Below are 17422 nucleotides of genomic sequence, written 5' to 3' on the forward strand. Positions count from 1 at the left end.
CTAAGGTCTAATACTTTCAGGGGCTTTGCTGAGTGATCCTTGAAGCAGGCCGTAGGCAAGTAATTAAAATGGAGACGACAACAATGTCAGAAAGTATCTATCCAGTACCAGCGCATATCAAGAATGCAGCACTAGTTGATAACGATAAATATAATACACTGTACAAGCAATCTATTGATGACCCTGAAGGATTTTGGCGAGAGCACGGTAAACGCCTTGATTGGTCAACTCCTTATAACAAAGTAAAGAACACCTCATTCGACAAAGGCCACATCAGCATTCGCTGGTATGAAGACGGCCAACTTAACGCATCTTACAACTGTATTGATCGCCACCTTGCCACTAAAGCCTATAAAACAGCTCTTATTTGGGAAGGCGATAACCCTGAACACAACGAAAATATTAGCTACCAACAGCTTCACGACGAAGTAGCTAAGCTAGCCAACGGCCTTAAAAAATTAGGTGTATCAAAAGGTGACCGTGTTGCTATTTATATGCCAATGACACCGCAGGCTATTTACGCTATGCAAGCGTGTGCGCGTATTGGTGCTATTCACTCTGTCGTATTTGGTGGTTTCTCTCCATCAGCGATTGCTGACCGAATTAATGACTCAGGCGCTAAAGTGGTAATTACTTCAGACGAAGGTCGCCGTGCTGGCAACTGCGTACCACTTAAAGCAAATGTTGATGAAGCGGTATCACAAGACTCAGTAACCACCGTTGAGCACGTTATTGTTCATCAGCTAACGGGTGGTGAAGTTGAATGGAATAGTCATGATGTTTGGTGGCATGAGCTTGTCGCTGACTTACCAGCCGAGTGCGAACCAGAGCCAATGAATGCAGAAGATCCGCTTTTCATTCTCTACACTTCAGGCTCAACGGGTCAACCAAAAGGGGTGGTTCATACTACCGGTGGTTACCTTGTTTATGCATCGATGACACATGAATATGTATTTGACCTTAAAGAAGATGATATTTTCTGGTGTAGTGCCGATGTGGGCTGGATCACAGGTCACAGCTACATTGCTTATGGCCCATTAGTGAATGGCTGCACGCAAGTCGTATTTGAAGGTGTACCAACTTACCCAACAGCGGGCCGTATGGGTGAAGTAATTGATAAGCACAACGTGACTATTCTTTACACAGCACCAACTGCTATTCGTGCTCTAATGGCGAAAGGCGATGAGCCAACAGCGACTTCAACTCGTAAAAGTCTTCGTGTTATGGGTTCTGTAGGTGAGCCAATTAACCCAGAAGCGTGGGCATGGTATTACGAACATATTGGTAACGAAAACTGCCCAATCGTAGATACTTGGTGGCAAACAGAGACTGGCGGCATCATGATCACACCATTACCAGGTGCGACAGATATGAAGCCAGGCTCAGCAACGCGTCCATTCTTTGGTATTGCACCAGCACTATTTGATGCTGAAGGTAATACACTAGAAGGCGCGGTTGACGGTAACCTTGTTATTTTAGATAGCTGGCCATCACAAGCACGTACAGTTTATGGCGACCATGAACGCTTTGAACAAACTTATTTCTCAGCATACCCTGGCGTGTACTTCACAGGTGATGGTTGTCGTCGTGATGAAGATGGCTACTACTGGATCACAGGCCGTGTAGATGACGTACTTAACGTATCAGGTCACCGCCTAGGTACTGCAGAAATCGAAAGTGCATTGGTTGCTCACGAAGCGGTAGCAGAAGCTGCAGTAGTAGGTTACCCGCATGATATTAAAGGTCAGGGCATCTATGTTTACATCACTCCAAATGAGGGGATTGTAGTCAGCGATGAACTAACAAAAGAGGTACGTAACTGGGTTCGTAAAGAATTAAGCCCAATTGCATCACCAGATATGATCCAATGGTCTCCGGGTCTACCGAAAACACGTTCTGGTAAGATCATGCGTCGAATTTTACGTAAAATTGCGGCAAATGAGCACCAACAGCTTGGAGATACTTCTACACTGGCCGATCCGAGCGTTGTTGATGAGCTAATCGAAAACCGATTAAATCGTTAAAATCGCGTTAAAAACTTGATTAGAAGTTGATTCTAAACGTAGTATATCGGCTGTCACTTAGAAATAGGTGTCAGCCGAATTTATTAGGAGTGAACCATGAGTCAGTTTTTAATAGCGGACGATCATCCGTTATTTCGTGAAGCGCTGAAAGGGGCATTGAGTGCTAAGTTCGCTGATTTAGAAGTGTTTGAATCGGAAAACTTTGATACCACTTTGCAGGTGCTAAGCGAGCAAGAAGATCTTGATATCTTACTACTAGACCTTCACATGCCAGGCAATGGCGATTTATACGGCCTTATTCGCATTCGCGAAGACTATCCAAGCTTACCAATAGCTGTTGTTTCTGGCAGCGAAGACATCAACGTAGTTTCTAAAGTAATGGGTTATGGTGCGATGGGATTTATTCCTAAATCATCTTCATCAGATGATATTGCGCTGGCAATTAACCACATTCTTGAAGGCGATGTTTGGCTTCCACTTGAACTTAAAGATAAAGTGGCTGCCGTAGATGGCGAAGACAAAGAAATTGCAGCGCAAGTGGCTTCACTGACGCCGCAACAATACAAGGTGTTGCAATACTTACACGAAGGCTTGTTAAACAAACAGATTGCTTACGAGTTACATATTTCTGAAGCAACCGTTAAAGCACACATTACAGCAATTTTTAGAAAGCTAGGTGTGTATAACCGTACTCAAGCGGTATTAATTGCCTCTAAGTTACAATTAGAGCCTATTGAGTCGGCATAACAAAAGATAATAAAAACAATAAAGAGGCCACTCAGCCTCTTCATTTTATTGCTTAAGCGAACACCACGGTTCGATTACCATTGATAAACAGTTTATGTTCAGATGCGAGTTGCAGCGCTTTACAGAACACAGTTTTCTCTACATCTTTACCCATTTTTGCCATCATCTCTGCGGTATCCGCATGACTGACATGCGTCACATCTTGTAAAATAATCGGCCCTTCATCGAGCTCATTATTAACAAAATGGGCGGTCGCACCAATAATTTTTACACCGCGTTCAAACGCCTGATGGTAAGGCTTTGCACCAATAAAGGCAGGCAAAAATGAATGGTGAATATTAATAATCTTACCTTCAAAGCGCGCCACAAATTCAGGGCTTAAAATACGCATATATTTAGCAAGGCCGATAATATCAGGCTGGTAGCTGGCAATTAAATCACCGACTTGCTGATCATGCTCCGCACGGCTTAAACCTTCGTGCGATACCACATGAAATGGTACACCAAAGCCTGCCGCCAGCGGTGCTAAGTCGGCGTAGTTGGCAATCACAGCCAGTACTTCGATGTTTAAGGCTTTTTCGAATTGCTTTAGTAATACACCACCTAAACAGTGCGCTTCTTTAGTGGCAAGCAATACCACTTTCGTTTTTTCGCTGCTGTGCAGGGCAAGCTCTGCGCCATCAGGAAGTAGCTCAGCAAGGCTTGGTAAAAAGTCCTCTGAAATAACGCCGCTTAATTCTGTACGCATAAAAAAGCGTTTAGCGTCTTTATCTACAAATTCGTTATTACGTGTAATGTTTAAATTATGCTGATGACAAAGGCCGGTGATCTTGGCAATTAGACCAACATCATCATCGCATTGTGTGGTTAAAATCGTGTTCATAGTCCTCATTCTAATCCCGTTTGTGTGAACACCATTATTTGCTAATTTTTTTGTGCTGCATAGCGCAAATTTAACTATCTAATAATTTATCTGATTTGATTGCATAAGCGCCTAAAATGTAATCATTATTTACTTTTCGTGTAAAAGTAAGCTGCTTTCACTATAAATGTGATTTTCTGTCCATAATTATGATTAATTAAGTGCTTTTCTACATCATTTTCTACACTTTTTAACCTTATCGTAAGTAACTGTAAGTGAAGGTAATAGTTTGTAAAACATAGAATTTTTTCGCACTATTCGAGTCAGAATGGGGTATTACAAACAATAAGGAAAAAATTCCATGAAAAGCACTCTGCTTAAAACAATTGTTGCCTCAAGTTTGCTTTCGGTACTGGCTGCCTGTTCAAGCGATGACAGCAGCAGTAGCAACAGTGGCTATGTGCAACTGTACAATGGCTCTTACAACAGCCCATACACGCGTTTATTTGTTGATGACACTGAACGTTCGGGGGCAGATTTTGGTGATGTATCAACTCGTCATAACTACAGTTCGGGGGAGTATGATCTCAGTTTTGAATATGTTGATGCCAACGATAGTTATATCACCATCGACGAAGAAACCAGCAAAATTAAAAATGATCAAACTCAGTTGCTAGTAATGAACGGTGATTTTGCTGAACCAATTTTTACAGAGCTAAGTGTGCCGACGTCAAGCGATGAAGATGAATTCAATGTTGGCTTTTTTAATATCGTTAGTGAAGATAATCTTTACGATGTATACGTTGCCACTGACGACGGGTTATTTGATACCGCTGAGTTATTAATGACTTCGCAATACCTCGTTGCGCCAGAATTAGCGACGCTTGAGGAGGGGTATTACACTATTTATATTACCGCTAGCGGTAGCACAGATGTGATTTTTGAATCACCAACCGTGTACTTTAATGATGAAGCCACGTACATGGCGATGATCCGTCCAAGTTATGCAACAGAAGAAGATGGCATTACGCTTGATGTCGTGACGGCAAGTAGCTCAGTAACACAACTAAACCACCAAGACGCGCAAGGTCAGCTGCGTTTTATCAATACCATCGATGATTACACGCAAACCCAGTTTAAAGTAACCCGAGGCACAACGGCGACCAACACCGAAGTTGTTAGCAACGATAGTTACTCTGAATACATGAGCATGTCGCCAAATAGTTACAGCGTCGCCATGTTAGATGAAGCGGGTGACACGATTGTAGATAACTTCTTAATGACATTAGAGCGTGAGCAAAGTGCGGTTGGTCTTTTCTACAATGATAAAGATTACGGACCTCGTATGATGACCATTGAAGAAAACCTAACTCCAAGCAGCTACAGCCACGCAGTTACTGTGGTTAACTTAATTGATAGCTATGCAGGGCAAGAGATTGACGAAGTTGATGTGTACTTCACCCTCAATGGTGAAACGGTTGAAGATACCAGCAATGTTGTTGAAGGGTTAGATCAATACGACCAACAAGAACAGGTGGTTGATAACGAAGTTTATACAACCTATGTGGTCTATGAAGACAATGGTCAACAGATTGTGCTCTTGCAACAAAGCGATATGGATTTTACCGAAGAAGGTAACTATATCTTAGTTATTGAACACGATGAAACCACAGACTCAGGTTTTAAAATGACCTTAGAGCGTACGGTGACTGAACAGTCTTAACCGGCTAAAACGCAATATCGTTGTTTATTTTCTCTTGCTAAGTGTTTATTGTATAAACAATTAAGGCTTTTGCTTTTTTGTTTAAAGCGTACACAAGGAGAGAGTATGGATGGCGGTATTGCGTTACTAGTATTACTAGCACTAGTTGTTGTAGGTGGCTCACTTGCGGGTATTTTTGCCTTTTTTCAACTCTCCAGTTTAAAGCGAGAAGTAGCTGCTCTTCGAGTCAAACTTAACGAGGCATATACCCATAATCCACAAACAAATACTGCAAACCAGTTTGATAATTCAAACGCCGATCTGACTGACACAGCAAAATTTGAACCAGAGCCTGTAATCATTAGTAAGCCGATTGAGGCTACTAATAAAAAGCCAGAGCAAACAAAACCCAAGCCTGCGACTTTAAATCCGCTAGTAAGCCAACTCGTTACACAAATCAAAGCCAATTGGTTAACTTGGGTAGGAGCGGTTGCACTTGCCTTTGGCGGTATCTTTTTAGCCCGCTATTCACTGGAGGCAGGCTTATTATCCGAAACCATGCGACTCACGCTTGGCGCTATTTTTGGTCTGAGCTTAATTGTTGCGGCTGAGGTTTTACATCGTAAAGGTATTATCTTTGATGGGTTTAGCAACTATATTCCCGCGGCGCTGGCAAGTGGCGGCTTTATTAGTTGTTTTGCATTGACCTTGCTGGCCTACAGCCATTATGGCTTACTGCAAGCTTTACCTGCATTTAGCATTTTAACCTTAGTTTCTGTAGCGGCTAGCTGGATGGCACTGCGTTTTGGTCCAGTGCTTGCGGTCATTGGTATTATTGGCGCCTACAGCGTGCCGGTTTGGGTCAACACCGGGAGTAATGACTTTATAGCACTGCTAACCTATGTTGCGTTTGTCAGTGTATCGGCTTCCCTAGTCGCGCATTACGTAAAACGGCATTGGCTGTGGTATCTGTTATGGGCAGGTCATTTAGGCTGGTATTACTTAGTTGCAATGAGTGCAGCTAAAAACCTGCATTGGTTTATTAATCTTTATGCTCTATTTAGCATCGTATTGTTAATTGCGATTCCGCGTCTCGGACTGAGTATTAAGCAAATTGAACACCGCCCACATCGCTTTAAAACGCTACTGAAACAACTGCCCGACAACCCTCTGTTGTTAGCTGTTGTTGTGCCACTTTACCTTTTACTCATCAGTCATAATGATCTGCTTACTTGGCAGCTTAGTATGTTGTCGTTAGTGGCTTTACTGTTGTTTTTGGTATTAAAAAACAGTGCATGGGATCACTGGCTGATACTAGCTGTCGTGAGTGTAATGTGTTTGCTCATAGGGCAATATAATGCTGTTGATTACTCTGAGCAGCTTTTTGTATTTCGGCAAAATTACGGAGCAGGGCTGTTTTTTATTGCTTTGTTTGCGGGTTATGGGTTTTTGTTTGGTCGTAAATACCCCAAACGCTTAGGTTTTGCTTTACTCGCTTCACTTTCAGGCTTTGTGATTATTAGTTGCTTATATGTGATCACTCCCGATCATGCCTTAATGACGGCGTATCCGGTTTGGTGCTTTGTATTATTGGCTCTGTCTGCTTGGTTATTTAAGTTATCAGTCAATAGCACAAATCCAATGCGGGTATTTAGTTACTGGCTTGGTGGCAATGCCAATATTAGCTTAGCGTTAACCATGCTCCTTGAAGGCAGTAGCTTAACCTTAGCGCTTGCTGCGCAAGTGCTGTTGATCAGTTTTTATGTCAATAAACAGTCACTCAGCATTCCTACTTGGCCGCTTAAAGGCTTAGTTGGCGCTTTACTTGTTAGGTTAAGCTTTGCACCTTGGTCTGCTGAGTACAGTGATGCGTTGCTGCTCGGTGTGCACTGGAGTTTGGTTGTGTACCCAGTATGCGCTTGCTTATTTTACTTGGCAGCGAGGCACTGGCAGCAGCAATCTGTTCGGGTGTGGCTAGAAGGTGCAACGCTTCATTGCATTGCTTTATTTATTACCACAGAGACGAGCTATCAGTTGGTGGGGCGCTACCCTGATTTTGAGAGCTTGTCTGTGTATGAGCATATTTTATTAACCTGTAACTGGGGTATATTAGGTTGTGTTTATTTGCTGCGTTCACGCTTTACTGCGCAATTGGCAAAACTCTATCAAGTAGCAGGTTTTGCGTTATTAACACTGAGTGGCTTACTAATACTGAAAAGCTTTACTGCTGTAAATCCGTTTTTTGAGCCGATAAATATAGGCAGTTGGCCGATTATTAACTGGTTACTATTACTTTGGTTAGTCCCCGCCTGTATTGCAATTTGGGCAAGCCAACTGACTCAATCTCAGCACTATTTACAAAAGCTGTTTACAGTACTTGCAGGTGTGATGAGTGTTTTATATATCAATGCGGAAATTCGCCATAACTGGCAAGGCGAGTTTATAAATATTGCGTTGCCGACCTCAGATGCCGAGCTTTACAGTTATTCTTTAGTTTGGCTTGTTATCGGTGCCTTGGTGGTTGTGGTGGGGCAGTTAAGAACCATTACGGTATTACAAAAGCTCGGCCTTGGCTTATTGGCGCTGGTGGTGTTAAAAGTGTTCTTGATTGATATGGCAAATTTAACTGGGTTGCTGCGGGCTATTTCGTTTATCGGCTTAGGCTTATCGTTAGTTGCGCTTAGTTGGTTGTTCCAAAAATTTAAGGCAAAGCCCGCAGCTTTGCCTTAAATCGGTGTTGTTAAAAACGTTGGTTAAGCACTATTGTTAAGTACTGTGGTTAAGGAGCGCCTTAAGTTTAGCGGGCTTAACGGGTTTACTAAGGTAATGAATTTGCTCTTCTTTGGTTTGCTGTTTTAGGGCTTCATCACGCACCGCTGTGATTAAAATGGCAGGCACTGGGCTTTGCCAAATTTCTCTTAGGGTTTTAATAAGCGTTATGCCATCGCAATCATGACCAAGCTGATAATCCATTAAGATTACATCGGGCGCTCGGTGCTCTTTGGCATAGGCCATTACGGTTTCAACTTGATCAAAGAGCTGATAATTTGCCTGCCATTTTTGTAATAGGCTTGCCATGGCATTAAGGTTTTCAGGGTCATCATCCACTGCAATAATGTTCATCGCACTGCGGTTCTCAACCCCTTTTTTAGGCGTATCTTTTTGTTGAATAAATTGGCTTTCACCATAAGGCACTTCAATACTAAAGCGGCTACCTTTGCCTGGTGTTGAATTTACATCTAAACGTAAAGAGAGTAAGTCGGCCATTCGTTTTACGACTCCTAAGCCAAGGCCAACCCCTTTGTTATCACCGGCTTCAATACGATAAAAGTCATTAAAGATTTTCGCTTGCTCTACTTCTGTAATGCCAGGGCCTGTGTCCCATACTTCAATACGTAAATGATGTTTGCGTTTGCGACAAGCTATTAAAACTCGGCCACTATCGGTGTATTTAACCGCATTTGACACTAAGTTTTGAATAATTCGTCGTAAGTAAGTGATATCACTGTGAACTATAATTCCCTTTGAACGCACCGTCAGTTGCAAGCCTTTTTCGCTCGACATAATGGCATATTCATTTTTCAGCGGAGCAAGTATGTCATCAATACTAAAGTGACGTGGTGTAGGGGTCATTGCCCCTTGCTCTAATTTTGCAATCTCTAACAGTGCTGACATCAAATGCACCGTTGAATCTAAACTTGCGCCAAGCTTTTCAAAGTTATTTAAGTTGTTGCTCGAAAGGGTTTTATCATCAATAGCTGCAAGATATAGGCGCGCCGCATTCAGCGGTTGTAAAATATCGTGGCTAGCCAAGGCTAAAAATCGCGTTTTACTGTCATTAGCTTGCTCAGCCTCTTTTTTCGCTAAAGTAAGTGCTTGCTCAGTTTGTACTCGGCTATCGATTTGTGCTTGTAAATCTTTATTGATAGTACGGATTTCTTGAGTACGCGCTTCAATGCGGTTTTCAAGATCCATGTTTACTTCTTCAAGCGCATTTTGCGTTTCGATATGCGTGGTAATATCAGAGAAACTTGTCACAAAGCCGCCATCTGGTAGTGGGTTACCAATCATTTCGAACACTTGGCCATTACGGCGGTGGCGAATAAAGTGATGGGGCGTGCCGTTTTTAAGATGCTGCACGCGCTTTTCTACATGGCGCTCAACTTCACCGGGGCCACATTCACCGCGTTCGGCATTGTATCTAAGCACATCTTCAATAGGTTGGCCTACTTCGAGAAAGTCATCTGGGTAAGCAAACATTTCTGCGTAGCGCTTATTCCATGCTACTAAATTAAGCTCTTTATCAACAACCGAAATACCATGACTGAGGTTCTCGAGAGAGGTGAATAATAAGTTTTGATTGAATTGCAGAGCTTGTGTGGTTTCATCAAAAAAGTTAACCACTTCTTCAAAGGCCATGCGTTTACCAGAGGCAACCGTGTGGATCAGCGCTTGTGCTGAAGATGCGCCAAGCACACCGGTTAAGGCGCGTTCACAATAAGCAATAAACTCAGGTTCTGGGTGTGCGTTGTTATCACCTAAGTTATGCGATAACGCAAAGTGAGCCAGCACCTGTTGCGAGCGTTGTACGCCTAAGAAGGTTTGCAGCAGCACTTTAAAATCGTAAACGGTGGCTTTAACGTTTTTATTTAAACGTCTGGCGAATACGGCTTGCTCTTTTGGATTAACAAAGGCAGCAGCTTGAATTTTATCAATTAAACGCTCATCTGCACCGAGCGAAAAACTAATGTAACAGCCAATATTGGCAAACAAGGCGATTAGGGTGCCACGAGTAATAAGTGTTTGTTGCAGCTCTGCATTTAAGGTATTGCCTGCATCTAAAATAGGCAGCATTAAGAATAAGACCCAGCAAATAAAGCCTGCTAATAATCCGGCATAAACCCCATACGCATGGCCTTTTCGCCAGTATAAGCCGCCAACAATCGCAGGGAGTAATTGCGATACCAAGGAAAAGGCAACTAAACCCATACTAGCCAAGGCTTTACCATGACCAAACCATTGCTGGTAGAAATACGACAAAATCAAAATGCCGGCAATCGTGAAGCGTCTTACTAACAGGATTTGCGACTTATAGCTGCTGGTGATGAGGTTACGTTTAAACTTACGACGGAGCATTAGCGGCAATACTACATCGTTTGAGATCATGGTACTGAGCGTGAGAGTAGCTACAACAATCATCGCTGTAGCCGCTGATAGGCCCCCGATAAATACAAAGGTCGTTAAAAAGGCATTTTCGTGCATAAGCGGTAGGGCTAATACAAAGCTATCTGGAGAAAAGCCGCTGCCTATGCCTGGGTGTATAGCTGCCGTAGCAATAGGGAAAATCATTGCTGCAGTTAGTAGCAAATACAGGGGGAATGCCCAGCGGGCTGTATAAAGATGGCGTTTATCTTGGTTATCGACCACAGTAACGTGGAACTGTCTTGGCAAACAGATAATCGCCGCTGCTGCCATTAATGATTGGCCAATAAAGTTAAAGCTGAAAAAGTCGAAGTTCTGCCAATGTTGCCAAATAGAGCCCGTTAGCTGCTCTGTTTGCACCGTAGTTAAATTAAATAATGTGTATAAAGCAAGCCCCGCTACGGCCACTAAAGCCAGTAACTTAATCATAGATTCAAAGGCGACAGCGAGCATTAGTCCTGAGCGGTATTCGGTTACATCTACCTTACGAGTACCAAAGAATATCGCAAACATCGCCATGATAAGTGTCGCTGAAAGAGCCAGCATAGAGCCCGAAATACGATCGTCGTTTTGCAGTAGTAAGAAGCTACCACTCAGTGCTTTTAATTGCAGTGCGATATACGGAATCGTCGCCAATAAAGCGATAATTGTCACCATAATGGCGGTGGTCTGCCGTTTACCATAGCGAGCAGAAATAAAGTCGGCGATAGTGGTGATATTCTGCTTTTTACTGACCAGTACTAATTTACGTAAAAACCCTTGGCCAAAGAAAAATAGTAGCGCAGGGCCAATTAAAATAGGTAAGTAATTCCAACTGCTGGTGGCTGCTGTACCAACTGAACCGTAGTAAGTCCAAGACGTACAGTAAATCCCTAATGAAAAAGAATAAACAAATGGGTGGTGACTAATTCTTTTAGCAAGAGGAGTGGTTTTGTCTCCCCAATTTGCCAACCAAAACAACACGCCAATATAGGCGAGTGCAACAAATAAAAGCGCAGCTGTCATGTTTAAATTCAGTAATTATTGTAATAACACTACCTTACCAGAATTATGCGCGATTTCGATGGCTAGATTTTTTGCAATAAAAATTAATAAAAAGCAAGTTATTGATATTTAAAAGGTAGTTATGTTTTATGCGCTATTATTAGACTAATGTCGCAGATCATTCGTTTTTACTATTTTCGCTATTTCGCAAATTTATTTTTATAGGTTAAGTTGTTGTTAATTATTGTTTTTTACTATTCGTTAACAAATGCCAATTTACAGTTTACGTAAACGTAAATTGGCTGTTACGACTATGGTCTCAATTCCATAAATCAGAACCCTTGCTAACTTAGTTAATGACAACTAATACCACTCATTACTTTTTTGTAATGCATAAGGGGATAAAAAATGGCTTTTAAAGATGAAGAACAAGCAAAAGCTTATTGGGCGGAAAACCTCGCACTGCTATTTAAATTATTAGCAATTTGGTTTGTCGTGTCATTTGGCTTCGGCATTTTACTGGTAGACGTACTTAACGAGATACGTTTCTTTGGGTTTAAACTCGGCTTCTGGTTCTCCCAGCAAGGCGCTATTTACACCTTTGTTGCTTTGATTTTTGTTTACGTTTTCAAAATGAATACGTTAGATAAAAAATACGGCGTAGACGAATAGGAGCTAAGCAATGGATGTTCAAACACTCACGTTTATTATCGTCGGTTTAAGCTTCGCGCTTTATATCGGCATCGCAATCTGGGCTCGTGCTGGGTCAACAAATGAATTCTATGTTGCAGGGGGTGGTGTACCGCCGCTAGCAAATGGTATGGCAACCGCTGCTGACTGGATGAGTGCGGCATCGTTTATCTCAATGGCGGGTATTATCTCGTTTGCGGGTTATGACGGTGGTGTATATCTAATGGGTTGGACAGGTGGTTATGTACTACTTGCACTTTGTTTAGCTCCTTATCTACGTAAGTTTGGTAAGTTCACGGTACCAGATTTCATTGGTGACCGTTACTACTCACAAGCTGCACGTGTTGTTGCAATTTTATGTGCCATCTTTATCTGTTTCACATACATCGCAGGTCAAATGCGTGGTGTAGGTGTGGTTTTCTCTCGCTTCTTAGAAGTAGATATTGAGACCGGTGTTTACATTGGTATGGTGATTGTATTCTTCTACGCTGTATTAGGCGGTATGAAGGGGATTACTTACACGCAAGTAGCTCAGTACTGTGTACTAGTATTTGCTTACCTTGTTCCAGCAATCTTCATTTCAATGATGATGACAGGTCACTTCTTCCCACAAACAGGTTTTGGTGCAACGCTTAGCGATGGCTCAGGACAGTTTGTACTCGATAAACTAGATGGACTCAGTACCGAGCTTGGCTTTGCGCAATACACTGAAGGCTCGAAGAGCATGATTGATGTATTCGCAATCACAGGCGCGTTAATGGTTGGTACTGCAGGTTTACCGCACGTAATCGTTCGTTTCTTCACTGTTCCTCGTGTTAAAGACACGCGTATCTCAGCTGCATGGACACTTGTTTTCATTGCTATCGTTTATACAACAGCACCTGCTGTAGCGTCATTCGCTCGTGTAAACATGATTGATACAATTAACGGTAAAGACGGTAGCGGTACAGAGTACGCAGAAGCACCAGCTTGGGTTAAAAACTGGGAAAGAACAGGCCTAATCACCTTTAACGATAAAAATGGTGACGGCAAAATGTTCTACTCAGCAGGTAAGGTTGATGATCCAAACAGCGCAAACGAAGTTAAAGTTGACCGCGACATCATGGTACTTGCTAACCCTGAGATTGCAGACTTACCAGCATGGGTTGTAGCATTGGTTGCAGCAGGGGGTATCGCAGCAGCGCTATCAACAACAGCAGGCTTACTATTGGTAATCTCAACCTCGGTGTCTCACGATTTATTAAAACGTACCTTAAAACCAGATATAAGCGATAAACAAGAGCTACTTGCTGCGCGCTTAGCAGCGATGGTGGCGATTGTGATTTCAGCTTACTTTGGTATAAACCCGCCAGGGTTCGTGGCCTCGGTTGTTGCCTTTGCCTTCGGCTTAGCAGCGGCGAGCTTCTTCCCAGCCATCATTATGGGTATCTTCTCTAAGAAGATGAATAAAGAAGGTGCGATTGCGGGTATGGTGACAGGTATTACATTCACAGCGGCTTATATTATCTACTTCAAGTTCGTAAGCCCTGAACTGAATGCACCGGCACACTGGTTATTTGGTATCTCACCTGAGGGTATCGGTCTAGTTGGTATGATTGTTAACTTTGTAGTTGCAGGTATCGTACTTAAACTAACAGCTGAAACACCGGTTGAAATCCAAGAAATGGTTGAAGGTATCCGTAACCCTAAAGGTTCGAGCGCAGCACACGCGCACTAATAAAACCATTTTATGAGAACACACTCTTGAAGTTCAAAAGCCCGACTTAAGTCGGGCTTTTTATTTATTTCAAACAGGGGTAGTGTAGATATTGTCTCTATTTTATAGCGAGAATGACCATGAATACCGAGCAACAGGAAGTCGCCCAATTTGTGATGCAACAAACGCCGTTTAATCAGCTAGATAGCGCTGCATGCGAGTATTTTGTAAACCATCTCGATATTATTTATCTGACCCGAGAGAATCAAAATCAGTGGTTAAGTTCTGATAATTTAAGATTATTTTTAATTCGCTCTGGCGATTATGATTTAGTCGACCCAAAAGGCGATGTGATTACTAAGTTATCGAGTGGCGATTACTTTGGTTTTCCTTCACTGTTAACTGGCGAAGCGATTCAAAATAGCATTTCAGTGCAAAAGGAAGGCATTGTTTACATGCTAAACCAAGCGGCATTTGATTACTTACGCCGTGAGTATAAAGTGTTTGAGCAATACTTTGTTCGCGCCCATAAAAACCGTTTATTGTCGTCTCATTATAAAAGTCAAAACGACAGTTGGTCGGAGAAAAAAATTTGCGAATTGATGAATCGCAAAGCCGTCACCTTGGCACCAGATGCAAGTATTCGTCAAACCGCTAAAAAAATGAAACAACAGGGTGTTTCGTCGATTATGTTAACTGAGCATGATCGCCTTGTAGGAGTCGTGACCGATAGAGACTTACGTAATCGCGTATTGGCCGATGAGGTAGACCCACAAGAGTCTGTTAGTAGCATCATGACGTGTAAGCCCAAATTTATTTTTGAAAATAACCGCGTGTTTTCGGCGCTGCACTTAATGCTTAAGCACAATATTCACCATTTACCAGTGCTTGATGAACATCACAAACCCCTAGGTATGCTCACCAGTACTGATTTGCTGCGTCAGCAAAAAAGCGACCCAGTACAATTGATTGGGAGAATTTACAAAGCGCACAGCGTAGTTGATTTAAAGCGTTATTCGCAAGAGATACCCGGTTTGTTAAAAGGCTTTTCAAACAATATTGATGACATCTCCTTGATTGGTAAATTATTAAGTGGCTTAACCGATGCACTGACTTCGCGTTTGATCCGTTTGTTTCAAGAAGATAATGGCGCGGCACCAACCAGCTTTAGCTTTATTTGTTTTGGTTCACAAGCACGAGAAGAACAAACGCTGCATTCAGACCAAGATAATGGCCTGTTGCTACCTGATGATCTAACAGACGAACAACATGATTACTTTAAGCGCATGGGCGAGTATGTCTGTGAGCATTTAATTGAGTGCGGTATAAAACGTTGCCCTGGCAATATTATGGCGAGCAATGCAGCGTGTCGAATGGGCATTAATGCTTGGACAGAAAAGTTTCATAAGTGGATCACTTCACCCACACCAGAGGCGATGCTCAATTGTAAGATATTTTTTGATTTACGTTTTATTGAAGGCTCAACCACCTTATATGCGCGCTTTTGTGAGCAGTTAAAGCGCATTTCTAAAAATGACTTATTTTATGCGGCTATGGCGAGTGACATTAAAAATACGCCAGTGCCCATTGGTTTGTTTAATCAATTTAAATTAGAAACTGACGAAAAGCAGCATAAGTACCTCGACTTAAAAAAACGCGGTGTTGTGATCATCAACGATATAGTACGTTTGTATTCCCTTAAAGCGGGTATTCAGCGTGCTAATACGCAAGAGCGTATTGACGCGTTAATGAAATTTTCGCTACTCAACAAAGATGACTTATATAACTTAAAAGACTGTTGGCGCTTTTTAACCCAGCTGCGTTTAGGCACGCAAATTAACGAAGAGGGATTGCCTAGCAACTGTATTAACCCAAATGTTTTGAATTCATTAGAGCGACATCAATTAAAAGAAGCATTTTATTTGGTTAAACAGGCACAGCAAGCGGCCGCATTTAAGTTTGCTCGCGGTAGTTTATAGGAGAGGTTATGGTTAAACGCTGGTTAAGTCGGTATTTAGCGCGCAAGCAACTCTTGGCAGCCGATGCCTATAAAGAGCGCTACGTAGTGATAGACATGGAATTAACGGGCCTTGACCCTCGCCAGCACGAAATAGTCTCGGTGGCGTGGGTAATGATTGAAGATCAGTGCATTAAACTCAGCGGTGCGCAGCACTTAATAAATAAAGACGTGCAAAGCTTAGAGCAAAGCCCGATTTATCACGGTATTGCAAAACAAGATATAGATACAGGTGAAAGCCTCGAAACGATTCTTGGTAAGCTGCATCAGCATTTTGGTGAGTGTATTTTAGTGTTTCATAACGCGGCACTTGATTGGGGGTTTTTAAAACAGGCGTGCAGAACGCTTGGCTTAGATGCAAAAGCGCGTTTAATTCTTGATACCTTTGTTATTGAAAAAAAGCGCTTGCATCAGCAAGGCCACGAAATAGGCCACGATGATTTAACACTTAGTGAATGCCGTAAACGCTACAACTTACCGCATTACAGCTCGCACCATGCCCTTACGGATGCCATGGCGACGGCCGAGTTATTCTTAGCCCAATGTCATCAAATTAGTCGTGGTAAGGCATTGAAAGTAGGGGAGCTGATTTAAATAAGAGATGCTATTTAATCCTGGGGGAATTTTTGTTTTTGATGTAAAACACGCATTACACGTATTGTGTCACCCTCAACCCAATAGGAAATAATCATCGATATTTCTGGAATAATGAGCAGTCGCCCTTTGATGCCTGCACGCTCTGCGCCCATCAAAGGCTGTGCTAATAAATTTTCTACCTTGGCTTCAATCAGCTCATCGGTTTTGTCTGCAGCATTTGGGTTAAAGTGATAAAGATATTCGAAGATTTTTTCACGATCATTTAAAGATTCATCTTCCCACAGGATCATAGATTGCCTCTATTGCGTATTTTTGCTTTACGCTCAGCCATGCGGGATTTAGCTGTTTCGTTGTCGATAAACGTACTTTCACCAGCCTCATATTTATCAAAAGCTTGATTTACTTGCTCTGTTAACCAAGCGTCATGAGACAGCGCTTTTCTTTGTTGCTCAGCTAGTTGTTCAGTGAGTTCTCTACAAGCATCACTAAGTGTTTTACCTTGGCTTTGTGCCATTTGCTGGGCAAGTCGTTTAGTTTCTTCATCAACTCGAAATTGAATTCTGGTATCCATGCTAGACTCCTTATCTGTGTGTACAAATGTTAGCACTAGCGTGAGGGTTGGGCAACTAACTCACTTTTTAATTAGAGCTAAGCTGAGTGGTAATTTACTAACTAAGTAGCTTTATTTACCTTGCTCTCTTATAAAAATGTTTAAGGTCGATTACCAAAACTGCGCCATCTAAAATATGCTAAGCAATTTTTATTTTGGCTGACCTCTTATAAAAACTTCAAAGGTCGATTACCAAAATTGAGCCATCTAGGGTTGTTAAAGTAGTTTTATTTACCTTGCCCTCTTATAAAAATGTGTAAGGTCGATTACCAAAACTGCGCCATCTAAAAC

12 protein-coding genes are annotated in these 17422 nt (G+C 42.2%); 8 read left to right on the forward strand and 4 right to left on the reverse strand.

From position 1 onward, the window contains the following. The first annotated feature begins 83 nt into the window (after positions 1-83). Together acs and KQP93_RS03620 are read left to right on the forward strand one after the other, a co-directional pair. Entirely contained in the window at positions 84-2024 is a 1941-nt protein-coding gene (gene acs / locus KQP93_RS03615) for an acetate--CoA ligase (RefSeq protein WP_217875870.1), read from the forward strand. 96 nt (positions 2025-2120) lie between these two features. Continuing rightward, on the forward strand, positions 2121-2771 hold the full coding sequence (locus KQP93_RS03620) for a response regulator transcription factor (RefSeq protein WP_054551155.1): 651 nt from the start codon (positions 2121-2123) through the stop codon (positions 2769-2771). A gap of 52 nt (positions 2772-2823) precedes the next feature. On the opposite strand, the gene purU is transcribed toward KQP93_RS03620, so the two are convergent. Next, positions 2824-3654: a formyltetrahydrofolate deformylase gene (purU, locus tag KQP93_RS03625; RefSeq protein WP_063703252.1), complete on the reverse strand. Its 831-nt coding sequence runs from the start codon at positions 3652-3654 to the stop codon at positions 2824-2826. 340 nt (positions 3655-3994) lie between these two features. Here purU and KQP93_RS03630 point away from each other — a divergent pair, with 340 nt between their 5' ends. After that, complete coding sequence (locus KQP93_RS03630; protein ID WP_217875871.1) at positions 3995-5356, forward strand: hypothetical protein; 1362 nt, start codon at positions 3995-3997, stop codon at positions 5354-5356. A gap of 105 nt (positions 5357-5461) precedes the next feature. Next, positions 5462-8065, forward strand: coding sequence for a DUF2339 domain-containing protein (locus tag KQP93_RS03635; RefSeq protein ID WP_217875872.1), 2604 nt, complete (start codon positions 5462-5464; stop codon positions 8063-8065). A 36-nt stretch (positions 8066-8101) separates the two neighbouring features. Here KQP93_RS03635 and KQP93_RS03640 read toward each other — a convergent pair whose 3' ends face one another. After that, on the reverse strand, positions 8102-11542 hold the full coding sequence (locus KQP93_RS03640) for a PAS domain-containing hybrid sensor histidine kinase/response regulator (protein ID WP_217875873.1): 3441 nt from the start codon (positions 11540-11542) through the stop codon (positions 8102-8104). 387 nt (positions 11543-11929) lie between these two features. On the opposite strand from KQP93_RS03640, the gene KQP93_RS03645 reads away from it, so the two are divergent. From KQP93_RS03645 to KQP93_RS03660, 4 genes are all read left to right on the forward strand, one after another. Beyond that, positions 11930-12193, forward strand: a complete 264-nt coding sequence (locus KQP93_RS03645) for a DUF4212 domain-containing protein (RefSeq protein WP_054551160.1) — start codon at positions 11930-11932, stop codon at positions 12191-12193. A gap of 10 nt (positions 12194-12203) precedes the next feature. Continuing rightward, the gene (locus KQP93_RS03650; protein WP_217875874.1) at positions 12204-13928 is read left to right on the forward strand and encodes a sodium:solute symporter family protein; all 1725 of its coding nucleotides are present in this window, start codon (positions 12204-12206) and stop codon (positions 13926-13928) included. 119 nt (positions 13929-14047) lie between these two features. After that, a complete protein-coding gene (locus KQP93_RS03655; RefSeq protein WP_217875875.1) occupies positions 14048-15886 on the forward strand; it encodes a DUF294 nucleotidyltransferase-like domain-containing protein in 1839 nt (612 codons plus the stop codon). An 8-nt stretch (positions 15887-15894) separates the two neighbouring features. Then, complete coding sequence (locus KQP93_RS03660; protein ID WP_217875878.1) at positions 15895-16518, forward strand: 3'-5' exonuclease; 624 nt, start codon at positions 15895-15897, stop codon at positions 16516-16518. A 14-nt stretch (positions 16519-16532) separates the two neighbouring features. Here the strand turns inward: KQP93_RS03660 and KQP93_RS03665 are convergent, their stop codons facing one another. Next, positions 16533-16811, reverse strand: a complete 279-nt coding sequence (locus KQP93_RS03665; RefSeq protein ID WP_217875880.1) for a type II toxin-antitoxin system RelE/ParE family toxin — start codon at positions 16809-16811, stop codon at positions 16533-16535. Next, positions 16808-17092 carry a type II toxin-antitoxin system RelB/DinJ family antitoxin gene (locus KQP93_RS03670; protein WP_199530155.1) on the reverse strand — a complete coding sequence of 95 codons (285 nt, stop codon included), beginning with the start codon at positions 17090-17092 and terminating at the stop codon, positions 16808-16810. The genes KQP93_RS03665 and KQP93_RS03670 overlap by 4 nt, the downstream gene beginning before the upstream one ends. Positions 17093-17422: the final 330 nt, after the last annotated feature.

The sequence above is a fragment of the Pseudoalteromonas shioyasakiensis genome (assembly GCF_019134595.1).
GTDB classification, from domain to species: Bacteria; Pseudomonadota; Gammaproteobacteria; order Enterobacterales; family Alteromonadaceae; genus Pseudoalteromonas; species Pseudoalteromonas shioyasakiensis_A.